Source organism: Bradyrhizobium sp. 137 (genome assembly GCF_023074095.1).
Lineage (GTDB): Bacteria > Pseudomonadota > Alphaproteobacteria > Rhizobiales > Xanthobacteraceae > Bradyrhizobium.
Window position 1 is genome coordinate 1 of sequence record NZ_JADPKU010000033.1, and the last position, 19,710, is coordinate 19,710.

The window sequence follows — 19,710 nt, forward strand, 5'->3', positions numbered from 1 at the left end:
TCACGGCCTTTGAGCGCGACCGGGCTCAGATCCAGCAACGGGCGGTTTTGCGAGAACCGCCCGTTTGCACATTCTGGCAGATTTCCCAGACACAAGAGCACGACATAAGCCGTCAAACCACTGCGCAGGGAAGGCCGGGATGTCCAGGCTGCCCTGTATGCCGCTGTGCATCTGTTTCCAGCGCATTTGCGCACAGCGGACCGCGGGCGCCAGCCGGCGCCCGGTCTTCCCTGCGCCCTCGGCCGTTTTGAGGGTGATGATCCAAACAGGGCTCGGGCAGATGTGCCGCGAGAAGGTGAACCTGTGCTTGCAACCAGAAGGCCAATGTGGATGCAGGCTGCTCCCATACCGCGCACTGGGTCATTGCGAGCGAAGCGAAGCAATCCAAACTGTCACCCTGGAAAGACTCTGGATTGCTTCGCTTCGCTCGCAATGACGACCGGGAGAGTGGGTGTGACGATTGCCCTCAATCATTCCGCCAGCGTGGCCTCCGCGAAGCCGCGCGGGTCGGCGCAAAACTCCCGCATCACCCGATAATGATCGGTCTGCTCCACCGTAACCGGCTCCAGGCCGTATTTACCCAGCCGCAGCAGCTGCGCATTCGGATAGGCCATCAGCAAGGGTGCGTGGGTCGCCATGATCACCTGACAATTGCCGGAGAGGTCCATGCGATGCAGGAGCTTAAGGAAGTCCATCTACCGCGCCGGCGAGAGCGCCGATTCCGGCTCGTCGAAGATGTAGATGCCCTGCTTCTGGCAACGCTCCTCGAAGAAGACCAAAAAGCCCTCGCCATGGGAAAAGGAGAGATAGTCCGGCGCCTCCTGAACGCTTGCACCAAACACGCCCTCCATGGCTTGCGCGGCGCTCACGGCCGAGCGGTCCATGTAGCGTGCGATCGAAAAGAACGTCTCGGCACGGAAGAACCAGCCGTCGGTCACCTTCGGGACCCACGCGGCCCGCAAAGCAGACGACAGCACTTCGCCAGTGATTTCGATGCCGCCGCCGTCTATCTCCTGAAAACCCTTGCGGCCGCCAGTGCTGGCAAAGCCGGCCAACCCCGCGATGCCCTCAAGAATGGTCGATTTTCCGGCGCCGTTCTCGCCGACGATGATCGTGACCGCGGACTCGAAGCTGTGATCGAACTCATCCCTGAAGGCGGGAAGGCAGAACGGATAAACCTCCCAGTCCTCGACCCGCGAGCGATCGAGCCAGACACGCCTGAGATAGGGCGCACGCCGTGTGGTCTGTCGACGTCGTGTCCGGCTCATGCTCCCGCTCCCGTCCCCGCCGAAATCTTCAAGGAACATATCAGGAACACAAACCGCATGGAAGTGGCATCTGCGGAAAGTCACAAGCTACGGTCGTGCCTTTTAGCCCATGGGCTCCAGCACCAGCTCCATGGTCATCAGCACGGGATTGTCGCCGCGGACCAAGCGGCCCTCGGCGAGGTCGCCCGTGTAATCGATCAGGGCGACATCGAGGGCGGCTTCGAGCGCGCCGGACGAACCGGCCTCGATCGCGCCGCACGTTACCGCCAGCTCAGTGGCAAACGGCTCGGTAACGCCGCCATGGGTGAAGCGCGCGCCGATGGTCGAGCCGACGCCACCGTGAATTTTCGCACGCACAATGCCTTGCGCGCGACAGAATGCTTCGAGGCAGCCGGCAAAATCCTGGTTAGGCCGCAGCCGCAGGGCGAAGGCGCGGCTCTTGGCCTGCGCACCGGTGCTCTCAGCCGCAACCGGCCCGAACAGCTTGAAATTCGTTTCTGGATCGGACTCGGCCGTGAACATCGCACCATCGAGACCGAAGGCTTCGACGGCGAACGGTTCGGCGACAACAGTCTCGTCGGGCAACATGTGGCCGCCGCTGGCGCGGCCATTGGCCTCCGTCCACAGCCCGTGGCAATGAAAGAACGGCGCACCCTCCCGCACACCCAGGGTCATGCTGCCGAGCTTCGTGCGCGTCACGCCCTTGGGCCGAAACGCATCGCTGTAGAACGCTGCATTGTCGCCAGTCTTCGACAGTGCCGGCATCACATAGCCGAACGGTCCAAGCGCGCCAGCACCAAAATTGAGCACGCCGCCGGCAAAACCCTCCGCGGCAAAACCGCGGCGCGCGGCTTCCAGCAGCGGCAGACCGGCTTGAAGCGTAAAGGCGAAGGCGCGTCCCCTCGCCTCCACCCATTGGATGCGTTCTGCGTGAGGTGCGCCCGGCTGCTTGATGCTGCGCATGACGCCCGCTCAGCTGGCCTTCGTCTTGTCGAGATCGAGCAGGCCTCGCGCCTCGAGCTCGTCGCGTACCATGCGTTTTGGAATCTTGCCGTAGCCGGATTTCGGCAGCGCCTCCCAGAAGAAGAACCGCTTCGGCATCTTGTAGCGCGGCACCATCGGCGAGAGAAATGCCGCCATCTCCGCTTCGCTCACCGGCTTCTCGCCTTCGCGCGCGACGCAGACGGCAACGCCGACCTCTCCCCAGGTCGGATCGGGCACGCCGAGCACGGCGACCTCGCCGACGGCCGGATGCGTCAAAATCTTCTCCTCGATCTCGCGTGGATAGATGTTGGAGCCGCCGGAGATGTACATGTCGGAGGCCCGTCCCGTGATGTAGACAAAACCCTCCTCGTCCATGTGACCGAGATCGCCGGTGCGGAACCAGCCGTTGCGGAACGCTTTCGCATTGGCTTCGGGGTTGTCGTAGTAGCCAGCGAACACCGCGGGGCCGATCACACAGATCTCGCCGCTCTGGTTGGCTCCCAGCTCGCGGCCCTCATCGTCCTGGATCGAGACCTGCATGCCGGTGCGCTCGAAGCCACAGGTACCGATCTTCGCATGCGGGCCGTCCTCGGAATCGTGCAACGCGGCCGGCAGCACGGTAATGTTGCCGGTGACCTCGCCAAGGCCAAAATACTGCACGATCACCTTGCCGAGCTTCTTCAGCGCCGCTTTCTGGTCCTCGCGATACATCGGCGCGCCGGCATAGATCACGTGGCGAAGCGAGGAATGGTCGTATTTGTCGGCCGCGGGGTGCTCGACCATCATCTTCAAGATGGTCGGCACCGTGAACAGATTGCTGACGCGCTGCGCCTCGATGAGGCGAAACGCCTCGTTGATGTCGAATTTCTCAGTCGGCAGCAGCACGGTACGCGCGCCGCGTGCGGTCTGCATCAACTGATGCACGCCGGCGCCGTGCGACAATGGCGCCACCACCAGCGAGGCATCCTCCTCCGTCACACCGGGTGTCAGATCGGCCAGATGGTTGGTGACGACAAAGCCCATCTGGCCGTGGGTCAGCACCGCCGCCTTGGAGCGCCCGGTGGTGCCGGAGGTGAAGAAGAACCAGCAGGGATCGTCATGCTCGACTGCGACATTGTCCACGGCAGCGCCCGTATGCGAGGCGATGGCGTCCGCCACCGAGCGCTCGCCCAATGCGGCCTTGCCGTCGATGCTCCAGGTGAATTCCAGTGCGCCGCCCTTCACCGCCGCCGCGTGCTCGGGAAAATCGGCATGGCACAAGAACGCCTTCGCCCCGGAGGCCTGGGCGAGATAGCTGACCTCATCCGGCATCAGGCGAAAATTGGTGGGGACCCAGACTGCACCGAGCCGGAACGCGGCGAACATCGAAAAGAACATCTCGTCGCCATTCTTGGAATGGACAAGGATGCGGTCGCCCTTCGTAATACCGCGCGCGGCGAGCGCCACCGCCAGCGCCGAGACCTGCGCATCGATCTCGCGCCAGGTCCAGCACTTGTCACCCCAGACAAAGCCAGGTCGCGATCCATGCCGCCGCGCATTCTGGGTCAGCATGTAAGCGAGATTCATGACGCGGCGGGACATGCGCAGGAGCTGCATCGGGCTTCCTCTTCGAGTGCGGACAGCACTTTATCTGCCCGCTCATTGCAGCCCATTTATCGCGATCGAACGCGTCCCCGCAAGGCCGCCTGCCGCGCGCCTGCCCTACGGCTCCCTTAACGCAAACGGCCTTGTCGTGATGGATCTCTCCTTGGCGCAGGTCTGCGCACCAAAGCCGCCGCAATAGCCGCCATGCAGATCGAAACGGATGACATGCGAAGCGCCGGGCTTGATCGATTTCGGCTTGATCGCGTAGCTGTGGGCGCGGCCGTCGAAGACGAGACGCACGTCCCCACCCGGCAACGCCACCAGGATGTTCATCGTGCAGCCGCCAGTTCCGCAATAGATGGTCTCGCGCCCACCGCATTTGGCGCCGCTGAAATCGACGATGTAGTGGTCTCGCCCGTCACCGGTCAGGTCGATTCTGCGTACCGTATCAGGCGCGAAGGTCACGGCGCCGCCGCCCTGGCTGTCGCAGTCCTCATTGGCATAGCGCAGCGCCTTCTGCACGCCCGGCGGATAATCGGACGGATTGAACGGCTTTGCATCGTCGGCGCGCGCGGCGGCGGCGAACTCAGCAAGCAGGAGGAGTCAGATAACGCATGCGCGTTGTCGCCGGCGCAGCCGCAGCCGTTCAGGGAATTTTAAACATGATCAGCGCAACCTCGCTCAGGTCTCGCGTAAAGAGTATCGCATTATGGTCAAAGCGCCCGCCTTCCTCCTGCTCACGCTGGCGCTTGCCGGATGTGCCGCGGCCCCGCAAGCGCATCTGGCCTCAGATCCCGCCTTCAAGCCCGCGCGCTATGCCTGGGATGGCGCCGGCGAGGATCCCAACCGGCCGCACGCAGCGTCCGGACCGACGCGCACCGCAGTCCGATCCCAGCACGAGCGATCGCACGCCGGACTTCAGCCCTATTCGAAGGAATGGTGGCAGGCGCAGGAGGGCAGCGACGCCGAGCAGGACGCCAGGGTCAACCGCTCCCTGGTCATCTGCCGAGGTTGCCTCCGCTCGCAGCCGCAGCCCGAAGAGTCCAGGCTCGCCAAAGCCACGGATTGAACCGAACCGCCCTCATTGGGTCGAGAGGCGCTCGGATTAGTCAGATATCGTCACGAACTGAGGGCAGAGGCCCGCCGTCCGTAACCGGCGGGCCTGACGATATCTACGGGCTATTGTCCGTGCTTGAGCATGTCCTGGTCATTCAGATCCCAGTCCTGCCACAGCTGGAGTATGCCGAGCAGCACCACCACCGCACCCAGGCTCGTGTGATAGATGCGGAGAAAGCCTTCACCGGAATAGCCGATGACGTAAGGCGAAGCGATGAGCCACAGCCCGACCAGGATCGTCATCACCTCTTGCCAGCGTTGCAAGGCGACATATTCGAGCTGGCTGAGGCCAAACACGACCAGACCGATTGCGACCGTATTCAGGATCATCGTCTGGTGTCCGGCGATCGCTTGATCCTGGATGGGAAACCACGGCGAAGCCACGATCACCGCGCCGAGCAGCATCCCGCACCAGTCTTCCCATGTTCGATGAGTATTGAAGAAACCAAAGTCCGACATCGTACCCTCCTACAACGAGGCATACGTCTGCGGCTGGCAATCACGACACTCCGAATGTCTGGCGACCCTGCCGGCCGCATTCGGGCGTATGTCCTCCAAAGGACGTGGGAACCGCCGCGGACCTTGCAAGAGCAATATCGAGGATTATTTGCGGCCGCTGTATCATGCTCGCAGAGCGAGACGTCGATGCTGCAATGCGGCCGCAGGGACGCGCGTTTGCAGATATCTCCCCTGCCGCAATCTCCCTTGGTCTCACCTTGGCAAGGGCGGGGTCAGCCTCCTAAATCGGGACGCAATCTGCACTATGGAAAGGTCCCACATGGCGGCTTCGGTACGCGACAACAAGGACAAGAACCGCTTCGAGCTCGATGTCGGCGGCGACATCGCCTTCGCCAATTACCGGCTGACGCCGTCGGCCGTGATCATCACCCATACCGAAACGCCGCGCGCCCTCCGTGGCCGCGGTATTGGGTCCGAGCTGGTCAAGGGCGCGCTTGACTTGATCCGCCGCGACGGCAGGAAGGTGATCGCCGGCTGCGGCTTCGTGGTCGACTATCTCGACAGGCACCCGGAAGATGCGGATCTCCTCGCCTGAACCTAAAAGGGCCCGCGATATCGCGAGCCCCGTGCGGTACGACCGAGCGATCGGTCAGTGCTTGATCTCCGGCGGCAGCTTGCCGCCATTGGCGGCGAGCTTGGACATCACCTGCTTGTGCAGCCAGACGTTCATGCTCGCGGAGTCGTTCATGTCGCCGGTGTAGCCCAGCTCCTTGGCGAGATCCTTGCGCGCAGCGAGGCTGGAATCGATGTCGAGCGCCTTCATGAGGTCGACGATGGAGGTGCGCCATTCCAGCTTCTCGCCCTTGTGCGCAGCCACCGCCTTGTCGACGATCGCGGCGACGTCGACGGCCGCCATGGGCGTGGCAGCCGGCGCCGATGTACCCGGCGCGGCCCCAGCGGGCGCGCTGCCGGCGGGCGCGGCAGCAGCCGGATGGCTGCCGAAGATCGCGCTCATGATTTTCCCGAAAATGCTCATGTCTTCTCCCCGTAAAGGATCCGTTGGACGGCCTTGAGTGGCACTTATAAACGATGTTCCTGCGTTGCGCCCGCGAAGTTGTGCGAACCAGCACGCAGCATCAGCTTATCTGCGGCGAAATGACGGCCGAATGACATCGGCGAGGTTTGCACTGCGTCATCGAATTTCACCCACGCGTGGGGGACAGGACTCGCAATTGGGAGTACGCTTACCGTTCAGCTCGCGATGCCATCCGGAATTCGCGTCTGGTCGGAATCGCGATCGTTCAAGCAAGCGGCCGCGCGCGCCTTGCCGGCGCGAGATCGGCCGTATGGCAAGGGAGCTAGCGACCATGGCCACACTCTACCAGGGCAATGTCCCCGGCACGGCCCGGACCGCGGAAGCGGCTGGACCGATGATCCGAACCATCCAATTGTCCGACCTGCACGACGCGCTGAAGCGCGGCTGGGAGGATTTCAAGGCCATTCCGAGCCACGCCATCATCCTCTGCGTGATCTATCCGGTGCTCGGCCTCGTGCTCGCCCGTGTGGTGATGGGCTACTCGGTGCTGCCGCTGCTGTTTCCCCTGGCCGCGGGTTTCGCATTGATCGGCCCCTTCGCGGCGCTCGGTCTCTACGAGCTCTCCAGCCGGCGCGAACGCCATGAGGAGGCCACCGCCTGGGATGCCATGGAGGTGCTGCGCTCGCCGTCGTTCGGTGCGATGCTCGGCCTCGGCACGTTGCTGCTCGCTCTGTTCGTGACCTGGGTCGCGACCGCGCAGGCGATCTACGTTGCGGCATTCGGCTATGAGGGCGTGACCGGTATCTCGGATTTCCTGACGCGCGTTCTGACGACGCGGCAGGGCTGGTGGCTGATCGTGGTCGGCTGCGGCACGGGCTTCCTGTTCGCGCTCGCCGCGCTCTGCATCAGTGCCGTGTCGTTCCCCTTGATGCTCGACCGCCATGCCGGAGCATTCGAGGCAATGAGCACCTCGCTGCGCCTCGTTGCGAAGAACCCGGTGCCGATGGTAGCCTGGGGTTTAATCGTAGCGGTGTTGCTGGCGCTCGGAACGATCCCGGCGTTCCTCGGCCTCGCCGTGGTGATCCCGGTGCTCGGCCATGCCACCTGGCACCTCTATCGCAAGGTGATCGTGTCCGATCCAGGCGCTCGTCCCGTGCCGCCTCCGCCGCATCGTCCGCGCAAGCCCGCCGCCGATTTCCCCGCCAATCTCTTCCCCTGGCGGAATAGGACGGACGCCTGACGATATCGTGACGTGCGATCCTGCCCGGCTCGGGCAGGATTGCGCGCCGTCAAACGCCTTGCTTTGGCCGCGGTTGCAACCGAGATTATGCGCGCCGGTCGGATCACTTCACGGAATCCATTTCATCTGATGACCACGACGATTTCTCGTCTCGCTCTCGCAGCCCTCGCCCTCTCCGCGTCTATCCTGTCAGCCCAGCCAGTGCTCGCCGCTGTTGCCTGCGGCTCCGGCAATTTCGACGCCTGGCTTGCGGACTTCAAAACCGATGCTGCGGCGAAGGGCATCTCGCAACAGGCCATTGCATCGGGACTCGCGGGCGTGACGCTCGATCAGGGCGTCCTCAATCGCGACCGTTCGCAAAAAGTCTTCAGCCAGACCTTTGAGGAGTTTTCAGGCCGCATGGTGCCGCCCCGCATGCAGCGCGGCTCCAATATGATGAAGCAATACGGCTCGGTGCTGTCGCGCATCGAGCAGGCCTACGGCGTCCCAGGCGAGGTGCTGGTCGCGATCTGGGGCCTCGAGACCGATTTCGGCGTCAACACCGGCAAGTTCGCCACCATCCGCTCGCTGGCGACGCTGGCCTATGATTGCCGGCGCTCCGAGCAGTTTCGCGCCGAGCTGATGGATGCTCTGCGCATCGTCGAGCGCGGCGACCTCCCTCCCGCCGACATGAAGGGCGCCTGGGCCGGTGAGCTCGGCCAGACCCAGTTCATGCCGTCGTCCTGGATGAAGTACGCCGTTGATTTCGACGGGAACGGCAAGCGCGACCTCTTGCACAACGTGCCTGACGTGCTCGCCTCCACCGCCAATTATCTCGCCGGCTACGGCTGGCAGCGCGGCAAGGATTGGCAGCCGGGCAGTCCGAACTTCGCGGTGCTCCAGCAGTGGAACAAGAGCGAGGTCTATTCCAAGACCGTGGCTTATTTCGCCACCCAGCTCGCGCGCGCTCCGTAAGCCCCGCGATGGAGCGCGGAGGGCCAATCGCTCGGCGACCGGCCTTCTCTGGGATGCGCCCCTGGCGGCGTGCATCACCTTTTTCGGATGCACCCCAGCCGGTCCAGTCCTCTCCGCACGCGACGAATCGGAGCGCAACTGGCTAATGTGAATATTTATTCATTCTTATATCCCCCAAAAGCATGCGAATAGCGCATACTGAACTTGGGTGTAGACGCTGGAAACCTCCTAACGGATCGCTGGGTGAAACATATTTCCGGAATGCATTAAACTGCGCATTCACACTAACCCCTGCGATGACGGGACATTACCGGACCGGAATCCGCCTCATGATCATGATTTGAGCGGGAGCGCCCTCAGGTTAATCGTCGGTTACCATTGCTATGCATTCATCGCTTAGCTGCATCGCAACATAGGAACTTTCGCACTGCACTACTCTCACCTATATTCATTTCAACGACGAGGCCCGGGCAAGGGCTGAATCGAACTACAGGAGACTACCAATGCTGCTCTCGCTCATCCGCATGATCCAGGCATTCCGGGACTATCAGCGCAATGTTGCCGAGCTGTCCCAGCTCAGCGATCGCGAACTGGCCGACATCGGCCTCGACCGCTCGGACATCCCGCGCGTTGCCGCCGGCCAGTATCAGGGCTGATATCGTTCAGCCGTTCGCCGGACGAACCGATAGCGCCCGCTTCGTGCGGGCGTTATCGTTTCTGATGGCAGAAAACTCGATCTCGGCGATTCCACTGGCCGCCGAAAAGCGCTACCTGTCCGCCCCATGACAGGATCCCGATCGAACATCGTGCACGTGATCGGCGCCGGCCTTGCCGGTTCCGAAGCCGCCTGGCAAGTGGCCAAATCCGGCGTGCCCGTGGTGCTGCACGAAATGCGGCCGACCCGCATGACCGAGGCGCACCGCACCGACGGGCTCGCTGAGCTTGTCTGCTCCAATTCGTTCCGCTCGGACGATGCGGCCAATAACGCAGTTGGCCTGCTGCATGCGGAGATGCGCCGGCTCGACTCGCTGATCATGCGCGCGGCCGATGCCAACCAGGTGCCCGCGGGCGGCGCCTTGGCCGTGGACCGCGACGGCTTCTCGGCGGCGGTCACGGCGGCGCTGAACGACCATCCCCTCATTGAGATCGCCCGCGGCGAGGTCGCAGGCCTGCCGCCAGCCGACTGGAGCAACGTCATCGTTGCGACCGGTCCCCTCACCTCCGCGCCGCTGGCCGATGCCATCCGCGAGCTGACCGACGAGAATGCGCTCGCCTTCTTCGACGCTATCGCGCCGATCGTGCACCGCGAATCCATCGACATGTCAGTGGCCTGGTTCCAGTCGCGCTACGACAAGGTCGGTCCTGGCGGCAACGGCGCCGATTACATCAACTGCCCGATGACCAAAGAGCAGTATGACGGCTTCGTCGCGGCGCTGATCGCCGGCGAGAAGACCGAGTTCAAGGAGTGGGAGACCAACACGCCCTATTTCGACGGCTGCCTGCCGATCGAAGTCATGGCGGAGCGCGGTCCCGAGACGCTGCGCCACGGCCCGATGAAGCCGGTCGGCCTTACCAATCCGAACGAGCCGACCACGAAGCCTTACGCGATCGTGCAGCTGCGCCAGGACAACAAGCTCGGCACGCTCTACAACATCGTCGGCTTCCAGACGAAGCTGAAATATGGCGAGCAGCAGCGCATCTTCCGCACCATACCGGGACTGGAGAAGGCTGAATTCGCCCGCCTCGGCGGCCTGCATCGCAACACCTTCCTCAATTCGCCAAAGCTGCTCGACGGCCAGTTGCGCCTGCGCGCGCAGCCGCGGCTGCGCTTTGCCGGTCAGATGACGGGCTGCGAGGGCTATGTGGAATCCGCCAGCGTCGGCCTGATCGCCGGCCTCTATGCGGCCGCCGACGCGCGCGGCGAGACGCTGGCGAGCCCGCCCAGCACGACGGCGCTGGGATCACTGCTTGGCCACATCACCGGCGGCCATATCGAAACCATCGAGCCCGGCACGCGCTCGTTCCAGCCGATGAACATCAACTTCGGCTTGTTCCCGCCGCTCGCGACCGTGCCGACCAAAAAGCCAGACGGCACGCGGCTGCGCGGCAACGAGAAGACGGTGGCCAAGAAGCAGGCGCTGAGCGCACGCGCGCTCGCCGATCTCGATCGCTGGATCACCGATCACCTGCGCATTGCCGCCGCCGCGTGAGTTTTCGATGAGCCTCCCCCAAGACGACGCCGCGGAGCTGTCGGCTCGCTGGACCGAGGGCGTGCTGCTCAAGCGCGACGTGTTCTCGACCGTCGAGCGCGGCCGCTTCCGCAGCGAGAACGGCGATGTCGACGCGGTGCTGCGCCGTCTCGACGAGGTGCCGTGGTGGTCGTTCCTCTTGGCACGCCACCTGTTCGCGCGCGAGAAGCATGCGCTCGCGCTCGCCAAAGGTCTCAACGTCGGTCCGGAGCTGCTATGGGCCGGACGCCGCGCGCTGGTGCGCGGCTTCGTTGATGGCGTCGCGCTGCATCTGGCCAAGCCGCATGGCGACCTCGCCTATTTCCGCTCGGCCAAGGCCGCGCTGCGGCGGCTTCGCCGCGCCGGCATCTGCCACAACGATCTCGCCAAGGAGCAGAACTGGCTGGTCGGTCGCGACGGCCGCGCCTATGTCACCGACTTCCAGCTCGCCGCCTGCTTTGCGCGGCGCGGCCGGCTCTACCGCATTCTGGCCTATGAAGATCTCCGGCACCTGCTCAAACACAAGCGCTCCTACGCGCCCGAGGCGTTGACGCCGCGCGAGCGAAAGATCCTAGCGAAGAAGTCATTCGCCGCGAGCCTGTGGCTCGCCACCGGCAAGAAGGTCTATCGCGCCATCACACGCGGCCTATTCAACTTCACCGACCGCGAGGGTGGTGGCCGCCGCCTCGTCAACGACGCGCCGGTGCTGTCGGAGCTGATCCGCAAGAATCCGGCCGTGCGCGACACCGCTATCGTCGCCTTCGCCGACCGCCGCTCCGGCGTCGGGCTCTATGCCTTCGTCGAAGCCGACCAGGCCGCGCTCGAAGGCGAGCTCCGCAACGAGATTGCGGCCGCCAAGGGGCCCAAGCCGCCGGAACACATCCAGGTCGTACACGCCCTGCCCCGCGACAGCAGCGGCAGGCCGCGCACCGAGATCCTGCAACTGGTCGCCATGAACCAGCTCGACCTGATCGAGCCGATGATGAAGAACGACCAGGACCGGGCCTTCTTCAAGGACATCCTGGAGCAGCGTAAGAACCTGCGCGACCGCTTCAATTTCGAGGCGGACCTGCCAACGAGCTAAGGTCCCGCGCGCCTTGAAGCGTCCACATTGGCAAGAGAGAAGCGGTCGGGCAAAGGCAGACTTGGTGGGGTCATGGGTGCTTGGGGGACGAGGATGCATCGTGTGGTTGGCGGGGTGATCGCCGGCCTTCTGCTGCTCACAGGCGCGCCCGCAATGGCGGAATCCCCGGCCGAGCTGATCTCGAGCTTCCGCCTCAAGCATGGAGAGGTCCGCGTCGTGCGCGACGCCACGCTCGATCGTATCGCCATGGACCAGGCCCGCGCGATGGCGGCCAAGGACGACCTCAGCCATGACGCACTCGGCCCGTTCAACCGCCGCGTCGCTCCGGCCGGTGCGGGCCGCGCCGCCGAGAACATCGCCTACGGCTACGACAATTTCGAGAGCACCCTGGGACAGTGGATCGACTCCTCCGGGCACCGCAAGAACCTGCTGCTGCATAACGCCTCGCGCGTCGGCGTCGCGAGCGCCAAGAACGCCAGCGGCAAGCGCACCTATTGGGCGATGGTGATCGCCGGCGATTACGAGCCGAAGGGCAAAAGGAAGAAGGACAAGGAGCCGCTGGTTGCCGTGAAGCGCGAGGCCGCGCCCGCAGGCAAGCCCAAATCCAGCGGCTGCCACATCAAGCTGCTCAGCCTCTGTATCTGAGGCCAGGGCAATTTCAGCCGCGGCGCGCTGCCTCGATGGCCGCGACGTCGATCTTCGTCATCCCCATCATCGCGTCGAAGGTGCGCTTGGCCTCAGGGCCGCCGGCCGCCAGCGCTTCGATCAATACACGCGGCGTGATCTGCCAGGAAACGCCCCATCTGTCCTTGCACCAGCCACACGCACTCTCCTGCCCGCCATTGCCGACGATGGCGTTCCAGTAGCGATCTGTCTCCTCCTGATCGTCAGTGGCGATCTGGAACGAAAAGGCTTCGTTGTGCTTGAACACGGGACCGCCATTGAGGCCGAGACAAGCGACGCCAGCCACGGTGAATTCGACGGTCAAAACATCGCCCGCCTTGCCGGCTGGGTAATCGCTGGGCGCGCGGTGAACGGCACTCACGGCGCTGTCCGGAAAGGTCTTGGCATAAAAGCTTGCAGCAGCCTCGGCGTCCTTGTCGTACCAGAGGCAGATCGTGTTCTTCGCCATCGCGCTTCCTTTCAGTTTCCCCAACGCCATCACGCTCCGTCAGCATAGGCATCTGGATCGGCGTGCTCCAGCCGCACCTTCGCTTTGCCCGTCTTGCGCGCGTGCGTCATTGTGTCTTAGCTTCAGGACCCCAAATTAGCAGGCTCTCGCTCTCACTTGATCGATATCGACCAGATACGTTCCGACACGCCGGCCGCCTCCCGGCTCGCGTATCTCCACAACGCCGGCGCGGCACTTATGCCGGCGGCCGTCGTCGCGGCGATGAAGCAGCACATCGATCTGGAGAGCGATATCGGCGGCTATGCCGCCGCCGATCAGGAAGCGCGCCGCCTTGAAGCGGTCTACGGCTCGGCGGCGCGGCTGCTCAATGCCGCACCAGATGAGATCGCCCTCGTGGAGAACGCAACCGTTGCCTGGCAGATGGCGTTCTATGCTCTTCAGTTTCGCAAGGGCGATCGCATCCTGACCGCAGAGGCGGAATATGCCGCCAATTATGTTGCGTTCCTTCAAGTCGCCAAACGTACAGGCGCGGTCATCGAAGTCGTGCCAAGCGATGCCAGCGGCGAGCTTGATGTTCAGGCGCTCGAACGCATGCTCGACGAGCGCGTGAAGCTGATCGCCATCACCTGGGCTCCAACAAATGGCGGGCTGGTCAATCCTGCGGCGGCCGTCGGCAGGACCGCGCGGGCACACGGCATTCCCTATCTGCTCGACGCCTGCCAGGCGATCGGTCAGATGGAGGTCGATGTCGAAGCCATCGGCTGTGATATGCTGTCGGCCACGGGGCGCAAATTCCTGCGCGGCCCGCGCGGCACCGGCTTTCTCTATGTCCGCAGAGCGATGCTGCAAGGGCTCGAGCCGCCGATGATCGACCATTTCGCCGCGCCCTGGGTCTCGCGCGATGAATATCGACTCCGCGATGATGCGCGCCGTTTCGAAACCTGGGAAAACAACTACGCGGCCCGGCTCGGCCTGGGAGCTGCCGTCGATTATGCCCTCGCGATCGGCCTTGGTCCGATCGAACAGCGCTGCCGCCTGCTTGCAGACCGTCTTCGCAGCGGCCTCGCCTGCATTCGCGGCATCAAGATACGCGACCTCGGCCGCACGCCGGGCGCCATCGTCAGCTTCACGATGGATGGACATGAAGCGGATGCCATCGTCAGCAGCGCCGCTGCGGCCGGGATCACGATCGGCGCCTCGGATCCGTCGAGCACCCGCATCGACGCAGAAATCCGCGCGCTGCCGCCGGTCGTGCGCGCTTCTCCGCACTATTACAACACGGAAGCCGAGATCGACGGACTGATCGGGCACCTCGCGGGTTTAGCACCGCGATAGCCGGGCGCGCCGCTCAGGTGCAGCGCGCGCTCAACCCGGACGCGCTGAGCCTTGCCATCACCTCGTCGAGATGGGCGCTGTCGCGGGTCTCGATGACCAGTTGTAGCAGCGTCGCCTTGGCCGGCAGGTCTGAGAACGTCCGCTGATGCGAGACCTCGATGATGTTGGCACCGGCTTCAGCGAGTAGCGCGGCCACCGCGGCCAATTGCCCGGGCCGGTCAGGAATATCGAGTGAAAGCTGGGTCAGTCGCCCCTCGCGCGCCAGTTCACGGGTCAGGACCGAGGCGATCAGCCTCGTATCGATGTTGCCGCCGCTCAGCACCAGGCCCACTTTCTGGCCGGCGAAGCGGGATGGATCGGACATCAGCGCGGCAAGGCCGGCGGCACCGGCACCCTCGACCACCGTCTTCTCGATTGAGATCAGGGTCGCCACAGCGCGCTCGAGCTCCGCTTCGTTCACGAGGGCAATGTCGTCGACGAGGCGGCGGACGATCTCGGTGGTGATCTTGCCGGGCGATTTGACCGCGATGCCTTCGGCGAGCGTGTCGCCGCGCGCCGGCAGATTCCCATCATGGATGGCGTTGTACATCGAAGGATAGAGCCAGGCCTCGACGCCCAGGATTCGTAGCGACGGTTTGATGGACTTGGCGGCAATGGCGATGCCGCTGATCAGCCCGCCGCCGCCGATCGGGACGACCATCGTATCGAGTTCCGGCACTGCCTTCATCATCTCCAGCCCGACGGTGCCCTGCCCGGCGATCACCAGCGGATCGTCATAGGGATGGACGAAGATCATGCCGCGCGCCTCACCGTGGCTCCGCGCGAACGCGGCCGCCTCCTCCAGGGTCGCGCCGGTGACCACCACTTCAGCGCCGTGGTGCTTCGTGTTTTCGATCTTCACCATGGGCGTGCCGATCGGCATGACGATGGTGGCGGGAATGTTGAGCCTTCTCGCGTGATAGGCGACGCCCTGTGCGTGGTTACCCGCCGACATCGCGATGACGCCGCGCGCACGCTCCTCCGGCCTCAGCGCGGCCAGCCGGTTGAGGGCGCCGCGCTCCTTGAACGAGGAGGTGAATTGAAGGTTCTCGAATTTGAGCCAGATGTCGCAGCCGCAGATGTTGCTCAGCGTCCGGCTGTAGTTACAGGGCGTTTCGACGACGGCACCCCGGATGGTCTCGGCGGCCGCATGGATGTCGCTTGGTGCAACCGGAAAGTCGCCGAGATCGGACGTCAAGCTTTGGGACAAGTCAGCCATAGGACAGCATAGAGCATTTGGCCGCCTCAGGCGATAAGCCGGCTCCTATTTGGTAAATTCCCTGGAGCGCGAAGCCCGCCACAGCGTCCACAGCGTGCGCAACCGTGAGGCCGGCTGCGGCGCGAACGGATTGCGCGCAGGTAGGGACAGGCGCTTGAGATCGGCCCGGACCTGGCTCAGCAGCAAAAACGCAGGCCGCACGGACGGCGGTACCTGCGGCAGCAGCGACGAGGCCGTGGTCAGATGCTGCCGCGCCTCGCCTGCGAGTTGGTCCAGCACGGCGCGCAGACCCGGCGTCGCCTTGCCGGCGAACACATCCTCCATGTTGCACTTGTGGCTCGCCAGCACCTGGTGTGGCAGGAACAATCGCCGGTGCGCCGCATCACGCGGCAGGTTAGCAATGACCTGGACGATACCCTGGGCCAGCCCGGCATGACGGGCGAGGTGCTCGACTGATTCCGACGGCGGCGCCATGATCCGGGCTGCGAGAGCAAACAGCGCCGATGAGGTCGCCGCCAGATAGCCCTCCAGTGCCGCCATGGTCGGCATCGGATCGTTGTAGAGATCGAACTGGTGCTCGTCGGCGAGCAGCGACAGCGGCTCGACCGGCAGGTCGTAATGGCGGATCGCGCGGAGCAACTCCGCCGCCACCGGATTGCCCTCGGCGCTGCCATGGACATGGCCTGACAGCATGTCGGTCCACCATTGCAGGCGAATCTCGCCCGGCAAGGGCTGGCTCACCTGGTCGCGAACCCGCACGATCTCGGCATTGAACGCATAGAGCGCCAGCAGCGCGCGGCGCTCTGCGGCGGGTACGAACAGCGTCGCAACATAACGCGGAAAGTCGTGGCTACGCACGAGATCGGCGCAGAAGGCAACCGAGTCGGGTGGCGGCGCGGTGCTGCTCATGGCACCGCGATCAGCGCGGCCGCGACACGGCGCCGCTCGCCGATGATGATGTTGTAGGTGCGCACCGCGGGACCGGTCTGCATCGTGTCCAGCACCACCCTCACCGCCTTCAAGGCCTGGCGCAGTTCCGGCGGCGGCAGCCAAACCCCCGTTCCGGTGCCGACCAGAAGCGTGTCGATGCTGTTGGCGGCCGCGAACACGCGATCCAGCGAGTAGCGGTCAATCCTGGTGGGATCCGTGACGTCCCAGGCCCAGATCGCGTCCGGCAGGCACAGAAGCGATCCCCGATGTGACATACCGGCGAAGGCGAAGCCGCCCTTGCCATAGGCCTCAATCGGCGCAGAGCGCGGGAAGTGGGGTGCGTTGGGGTCGCCGGCCATGAGCTCCGCCCGAATTGGCTTACTACCCCCGCAAACGCGTGCGAGCGTGTGCGGTTCGGATCATGCCTTGTTTTTCTTCGCCGGCGTAGCCGTATCGGGCGCATCCTCGCGATGCTCGCCGACGCCGAGATAGATCAGAATCGGGGCCGCGATAAAGATCGAGGTGTAGGTGCCGACCAGCACCACGCCGAACATCATCACCGCGGTAAAGCTGTGGATGGCATGACCGCCGAACAGCAATAGCGCGAGCAGTGCCAGCGTCACCGTGACGTGGGTGATGATGGAGCGCGACAGCGTCGAGTTGATGGACTCGTTGAGCAGCTGCGGCATCGGCATCTTCTTGTAGCGCCGCAGCATTTCGCGGATGCGGTCGTAGATGACGACGGTGTCGTTGAGGGAATAGCCGAGAATGGTCAGCAGCGCGGCGATACTGGTCAGATCGAAATCGACCTGGCTGATCGACATGAAGCCGATGGTGAGCACGATGTCGTGCACGTTGGCGATCATCGCGCCCAGCGCGAACTGCCATTCGAAGCGGAACCAGAGATAGATCAGGATCGCAATGATCGCGAGCATCAGTCCGAGCATGCCGTAGGCCAAGAGCTCACCGGACACCCGCGGGCCGACGACCTCGACCCGGCGGTATTCGACGGAATTGCCGAGCGCAGTGCGGACCTTCTGCACGGCGTCTTGCTGGGCAGCGTCGCCGCCTGGCTGCTCCGCAACGCGGATCAGAACATCCGCGGGACCACCGAACTGCTGCAGCTGGACTTCGCCGAGACGCAGGCCGTCGAGCGTCGTGCGCATCGCCGCGATATCGGCGGTTCCGGACTTGGCCTGCACCTCGAGCAAGGTGCCACCGCGGAAGTCGATGCCGAAATTCAGGCCGTGGGTGAAGAACAGCGTAATCGCGACGATCGACAGCGCCGCCGAGATCGGGAAGCTGATGCGGCGGAAGCGCGTGAAGTCGAAATGCGTATCGTCCGGGACGATGCGCAGCGACGGCAAGAGGCCGAGGGCCGCGACCACGGTGAGAATGGCAATGAGGACGCCGAGCCCGATGAGAACAGTGTGAGTCACGATCAGGCTCCTAGATCGGCACGCTCTGCGGCCGCTTCCACCGCACCCACCAGGCGACGATCAGCCGGGTCAGGGTGAAGGCGGTGAACACCGTGGTGATGATGCCGATGCCGAGCGTCACGGCAAAGCCGCGCACCGGGCCGGTGCCGATGTAGAACAGCACGGCGGCAGCAATGAAGGTAGTGATGTTGGAATCGAGGATGGTCGCCAGCGCCCGCTTGAAGCCGGCGTCGATCGCCGAGATTGCGTTGCGGCCGGCGCGCAGCTCCTCGCGGATGCGCTCGTAGATCAGCACGTTGGAGTCGACGGCGATGCCGACGGTGAGCACGATGCCGGCGATGCCGGGCAGCGTCAGCGTGGCGTTGAGCAGCGACAGCAGGCCGAAGATCATCGCGACGTTGATCGCCACCGCGACGTTTGCGAACACGCCGAACAGCCGGTAGGTCACGAGCATGAACACGATGACGAGGATCGAGCCGACATAGGCCGCAAGCTCGCCCTTCTCGATCGAGTCCTGGCCGAGACCCGGTCCGACGGTGCGTTCCTCGACCACCGTGAGCGGCGCCGGCAGCGCACCGGCGCGCAAGAGGATCGCGAGATCGTTGGCCGATTGCACGGTGAAATTGCCGGAGATCTGGCCCTGGCCGCCGGTGATCGGCTCGCGGATGACGGGCGCCGAGATCACCTTGTTGTCGAGCACGATCGCGAACGGCAGTCCCACATTCTCTTGGGTCGCCTGAGAGAATTTGCGGGCGCCCGACGTATTGAACTTAAAGCTGACGACCGGCTCACCCGTGCGCTGGTCGAAGCTTGCCTGGGCGTCGGTCAGGTCACCGCCGGCGACCAGCACCTGCTTCTTGACCACATAAGGTGTCGGCGGCGGGGACGCGCTCATCAACAGTTCGGATTCCGGCGGCAGCCTGCCCTGCTGCGCCTGATCCGGCGGCACGGAGGTGTCAACCATGCGGAATTCCATCTTCGCGGTCTTGCCTAGCAATTCCTTCAGGCGCGTTGGGTCCTGGAGGCCGGGGACCTGCACCAGGATGCGGTCGTTGCCCTGGCGCTGGATCACGGGCTCGACGGTGCCGAGCTCGTTGACGCGGCGTTCGACGATCTGGATCGACTGCTCGATGGTCTTGCGCATGCGATCGAGCATCGCGGCCTGCGGGATGCTCAGGCGGATCACGCCGCCACCGGCATCGGTGACCTCAAGGTCGCGCTGACCGCTGGATCCCATGAGGCCGCCCAGCGGCTGGGACAACTCCCGCAGCTTGGCGAGTGCGGCCTGCGCATCGGATTCCTTGGTGATTCGAACCTCGACGGCGTCGTTGCGCACGGTAACGCCGCCGGTGAAGCCGATCTTCGCATCGCGCAGCGTCCGGCGAACGTCGTCGCGGACCTGATCGAGCCTCTCTTTCTTCACATAGGCGGAATCGACCTCGAGCAGCAGATAGGAGCCGCCCTGGAGGTCGAGGCCGAGCACGAGCCGGCGCTGCGCCCAGGCGGGCCAGGTCTTGACCTGCGCCTCAGGAAAAAAGTTGGGGACCGCGCAGAGGCACACGATCAGCGCCGTCAGGATAATCCCGAGCGCCCTCCACCGCGTGAAATACAACATCGACTAGACCTGTCAGATCAGGAGACTTGCAGGAGACCTATAAAGAGT

Annotated in this window: 20 protein-coding genes and 1 pseudogene; 9 read left to right on the forward strand and 12 right to left on the reverse strand. The window is 64.3% G+C overall.

What is annotated here, in order from left to right:
- Positions 1–470: 470 nt before the first annotated feature.
- From IVA78_RS05990 to IVA78_RS06005, 4 genes and pseudogenes are all read right to left on the reverse strand, one after another.
- Positions 471–1,268 (reverse strand): annotated as a pseudogene (locus IVA78_RS05990) (AAA family ATPase).
- Between the two features lie 102 nt (positions 1,269–1,370).
- The gene (locus IVA78_RS05995) at positions 1,371–2,231 is read right to left on the reverse strand and encodes a DUF296 domain-containing protein (protein ID WP_247464816.1); all 861 of its coding nucleotides are present in this window, start codon (positions 2,229–2,231) and stop codon (positions 1,371–1,373) included.
- Between the two features lie 9 nt (positions 2,232–2,240).
- Positions 2,241–3,848: an acyl-CoA synthetase gene (locus IVA78_RS06000; RefSeq protein WP_247418324.1), complete on the reverse strand. Its 1,608-nt coding sequence runs from the start codon at positions 3,846–3,848 to the stop codon at positions 2,241–2,243.
- Between the two features lie 105 nt (positions 3,849–3,953).
- Entirely contained in the window at positions 3,954–4,358 is a 405-nt protein-coding gene (locus IVA78_RS06005; protein ID WP_247418325.1) for a hypothetical protein, read from the reverse strand.
- A 187-nt stretch (positions 4,359–4,545) separates the two neighbouring features.
- Between IVA78_RS06005 and IVA78_RS06010 the strand changes: the two genes are divergently transcribed.
- Positions 4,546–4,905, forward strand: a complete 360-nt coding sequence (locus IVA78_RS06010) for a hypothetical protein (protein ID WP_247418327.1) — start codon at positions 4,546–4,548, stop codon at positions 4,903–4,905.
- Positions 4,906–5,015: 110 nt separating this feature from the next.
- Here the strand turns inward: IVA78_RS06010 and IVA78_RS06015 are convergent, their stop codons facing one another.
- The gene (locus IVA78_RS06015; RefSeq protein ID WP_247276036.1) at positions 5,016–5,411 is read right to left on the reverse strand and encodes an SPW repeat protein; all 396 of its coding nucleotides are present in this window, start codon (positions 5,409–5,411) and stop codon (positions 5,016–5,018) included.
- 319 nt (positions 5,412–5,730) lie between these two features.
- Here IVA78_RS06015 and IVA78_RS06020 point away from each other — a divergent pair, with 319 nt between their 5' ends.
- A complete protein-coding gene (locus tag IVA78_RS06020) occupies positions 5,731–6,006 on the forward strand; it encodes a GNAT family N-acetyltransferase (protein ID WP_247276035.1) in 276 nt (91 codons plus the stop codon).
- Positions 6,007–6,060: 54 nt separating this feature from the next.
- On the opposite strand, the gene IVA78_RS06025 is transcribed toward IVA78_RS06020, so the two are convergent.
- Complete coding sequence (locus IVA78_RS06025) at positions 6,061–6,447, reverse strand: DUF3597 domain-containing protein (protein WP_247276034.1); 387 nt, start codon at positions 6,445–6,447, stop codon at positions 6,061–6,063.
- Positions 6,448–6,778: 331 nt separating this feature from the next.
- Between IVA78_RS06025 and IVA78_RS06030 the strand changes: the two genes are divergently transcribed.
- The 6 genes from IVA78_RS06030 to IVA78_RS06055 all read left to right on the forward strand — a co-directional run bounded on the left by IVA78_RS06030 (position 6,779) and on the right by IVA78_RS06055 (position 12,598).
- A complete protein-coding gene (locus IVA78_RS06030; protein ID WP_247418329.1) occupies positions 6,779–7,687 on the forward strand; it encodes a DUF2189 domain-containing protein in 909 nt (302 codons plus the stop codon).
- 129 nt (positions 7,688–7,816) lie between these two features.
- Positions 7,817–8,641 carry a lytic murein transglycosylase gene (locus tag IVA78_RS06035; protein WP_247418331.1) on the forward strand — a complete coding sequence of 275 codons (825 nt, stop codon included), beginning with the start codon at positions 7,817–7,819 and terminating at the stop codon, positions 8,639–8,641.
- A 503-nt stretch (positions 8,642–9,144) separates the two neighbouring features.
- On the forward strand, positions 9,145–9,297 hold the full coding sequence (locus IVA78_RS06040; RefSeq protein ID WP_007590701.1) for a DUF1127 domain-containing protein: 153 nt from the start codon (positions 9,145–9,147) through the stop codon (positions 9,295–9,297).
- A 126-nt stretch (positions 9,298–9,423) separates the two neighbouring features.
- Positions 9,424–10,851, forward strand: coding sequence for a methylenetetrahydrofolate--tRNA-(uracil(54)-C(5))-methyltransferase (FADH(2)-oxidizing) TrmFO (gene trmFO / locus IVA78_RS06045; protein WP_247418333.1), 1,428 nt, complete (start codon positions 9,424–9,426; stop codon positions 10,849–10,851).
- A gap of 7 nt (positions 10,852–10,858) precedes the next feature.
- The gene (locus tag IVA78_RS06050; protein WP_247418335.1) at positions 10,859–11,953 is read left to right on the forward strand and encodes a serine/threonine protein kinase; all 1,095 of its coding nucleotides are present in this window, start codon (positions 10,859–10,861) and stop codon (positions 11,951–11,953) included.
- Positions 11,954–12,046: 93 nt separating this feature from the next.
- Complete coding sequence (locus IVA78_RS06055; protein WP_247418337.1) at positions 12,047–12,598, forward strand: CAP domain-containing protein; 552 nt, start codon at positions 12,047–12,049, stop codon at positions 12,596–12,598.
- Positions 12,599–12,611: 13 nt separating this feature from the next.
- Here IVA78_RS06055 and IVA78_RS06060 read toward each other — a convergent pair whose 3' ends face one another.
- Complete coding sequence (locus IVA78_RS06060) at positions 12,612–13,085, reverse strand: VOC family protein (RefSeq protein WP_247418339.1); 474 nt, start codon at positions 13,083–13,085, stop codon at positions 12,612–12,614.
- Positions 13,086–13,241: 156 nt separating this feature from the next.
- Here IVA78_RS06060 and IVA78_RS06065 point away from each other — a divergent pair, with 156 nt between their 5' ends.
- A complete protein-coding gene (locus IVA78_RS06065) occupies positions 13,242–14,420 on the forward strand; it encodes an aminotransferase class V-fold PLP-dependent enzyme (protein WP_247276028.1) in 1,179 nt (392 codons plus the stop codon).
- A gap of 13 nt (positions 14,421–14,433) precedes the next feature.
- Here the strand turns inward: IVA78_RS06065 and IVA78_RS06070 are convergent, their stop codons facing one another.
- The 5 genes from IVA78_RS06070 to secD are packed head-to-tail and all read right to left on the reverse strand — an operon-like array spanning position 14,434 to position 19,662.
- Positions 14,434–15,678, reverse strand: coding sequence for a threonine ammonia-lyase (locus tag IVA78_RS06070; RefSeq protein ID WP_247418344.1), 1,245 nt, complete (start codon positions 15,676–15,678; stop codon positions 14,434–14,436).
- Positions 15,679–15,723: 45 nt separating this feature from the next.
- The gene (locus IVA78_RS06075; RefSeq protein WP_247418347.1) at positions 15,724–16,587 is read right to left on the reverse strand and encodes a phytoene/squalene synthase family protein; all 864 of its coding nucleotides are present in this window, start codon (positions 16,585–16,587) and stop codon (positions 15,724–15,726) included.
- Positions 16,584–16,967, reverse strand: coding sequence for an MTH938/NDUFAF3 family protein (locus IVA78_RS06080; protein ID WP_247464820.1), 384 nt, complete (start codon positions 16,965–16,967; stop codon positions 16,584–16,586). The genes IVA78_RS06075 and IVA78_RS06080 overlap by 4 nt, the downstream gene beginning before the upstream one ends.
- A gap of 60 nt (positions 16,968–17,027) precedes the next feature.
- Entirely contained in the window at positions 17,028–18,047 is a 1,020-nt protein-coding gene (secF, locus tag IVA78_RS06085; RefSeq protein ID WP_247418348.1) for a protein translocase subunit SecF, read from the reverse strand.
- A 10-nt stretch (positions 18,048–18,057) separates the two neighbouring features.
- Positions 18,058–19,662 (reverse strand): protein translocase subunit SecD, encoded by a 1,605-nt coding sequence (secD, locus tag IVA78_RS06090; protein ID WP_247295260.1) that lies wholly within the window; start codon positions 19,660–19,662, stop codon positions 18,058–18,060.
- Between the last annotated feature and the right edge of the window lie 48 nt (positions 19,663–19,710).

What these genes read in the sequence shown, in the direction of transcription:
- IVA78_RS05995 (WP_247464816.1), bottom strand. Translation starts at nt 2,231, where the DNA reads ATGCGCAGCATCAAGCAGCCGGGCGCACCTCACGCAGAACGCATCCAA.
- IVA78_RS06000 (WP_247418324.1), bottom strand. Translation starts at nt 3,848, where the DNA reads ATGCAGCTCCTGCGCATGTCCCGCCGCGTCATGAATCTCGCTTACATG.
- IVA78_RS06010 (WP_247418327.1), top strand. Translation starts at nt 4,546, where the DNA reads ATGGTCAAAGCGCCCGCCTTCCTCCTGCTCACGCTGGCGCTTGCCGGA.
- IVA78_RS06015 (WP_247276036.1), bottom strand. Translation starts at nt 5,411, where the DNA reads ATGTCGGACTTTGGTTTCTTCAATACTCATCGAACATGGGAAGACTGG.
- IVA78_RS06020 (WP_247276035.1), top strand. Translation starts at nt 5,731, where the DNA reads ATGGCGGCTTCGGTACGCGACAACAAGGACAAGAACCGCTTCGAGCTC.
- IVA78_RS06025 (WP_247276034.1), bottom strand. Translation starts at nt 6,447, where the DNA reads ATGAGCATTTTCGGGAAAATCATGAGCGCGATCTTCGGCAGCCATCCG.
- IVA78_RS06030 (WP_247418329.1), top strand. Translation starts at nt 6,779, where the DNA reads ATGGCCACACTCTACCAGGGCAATGTCCCCGGCACGGCCCGGACCGCG.
- IVA78_RS06035 (WP_247418331.1), top strand. Translation starts at nt 7,817, where the DNA reads ATGACCACGACGATTTCTCGTCTCGCTCTCGCAGCCCTCGCCCTCTCC.
- IVA78_RS06040 (WP_007590701.1), top strand. Translation starts at nt 9,145, where the DNA reads ATGCTGCTCTCGCTCATCCGCATGATCCAGGCATTCCGGGACTATCAG.
- trmFO (WP_247418333.1), top strand. Translation starts at nt 9,424, where the DNA reads ATGACAGGATCCCGATCGAACATCGTGCACGTGATCGGCGCCGGCCTT.
- IVA78_RS06050 (WP_247418335.1), top strand. Translation starts at nt 10,859, where the DNA reads ATGAGCCTCCCCCAAGACGACGCCGCGGAGCTGTCGGCTCGCTGGACC.
- IVA78_RS06055 (WP_247418337.1), top strand. Translation starts at nt 12,047, where the DNA reads ATGCATCGTGTGGTTGGCGGGGTGATCGCCGGCCTTCTGCTGCTCACA.
- IVA78_RS06060 (WP_247418339.1), bottom strand. Translation starts at nt 13,085, where the DNA reads ATGGCGAAGAACACGATCTGCCTCTGGTACGACAAGGACGCCGAGGCT.
- IVA78_RS06070 (WP_247418344.1), bottom strand. Translation starts at nt 15,678, where the DNA reads ATGGCTGACTTGTCCCAAAGCTTGACGTCCGATCTCGGCGACTTTCCG.
- IVA78_RS06075 (WP_247418347.1), bottom strand. Translation starts at nt 16,587, where the DNA reads ATGAGCAGCACCGCGCCGCCACCCGACTCGGTTGCCTTCTGCGCCGAT.
- IVA78_RS06080 (WP_247464820.1), bottom strand. Translation starts at nt 16,967, where the DNA reads ATGGCCGGCGACCCCAACGCACCCCACTTCCCGCGCTCTGCGCCGATT.
- secD (WP_247295260.1), bottom strand. Translation starts at nt 19,662, where the DNA reads ATGTTGTATTTCACGCGGTGGAGGGCGCTCGGGATTATCCTGACGGCG.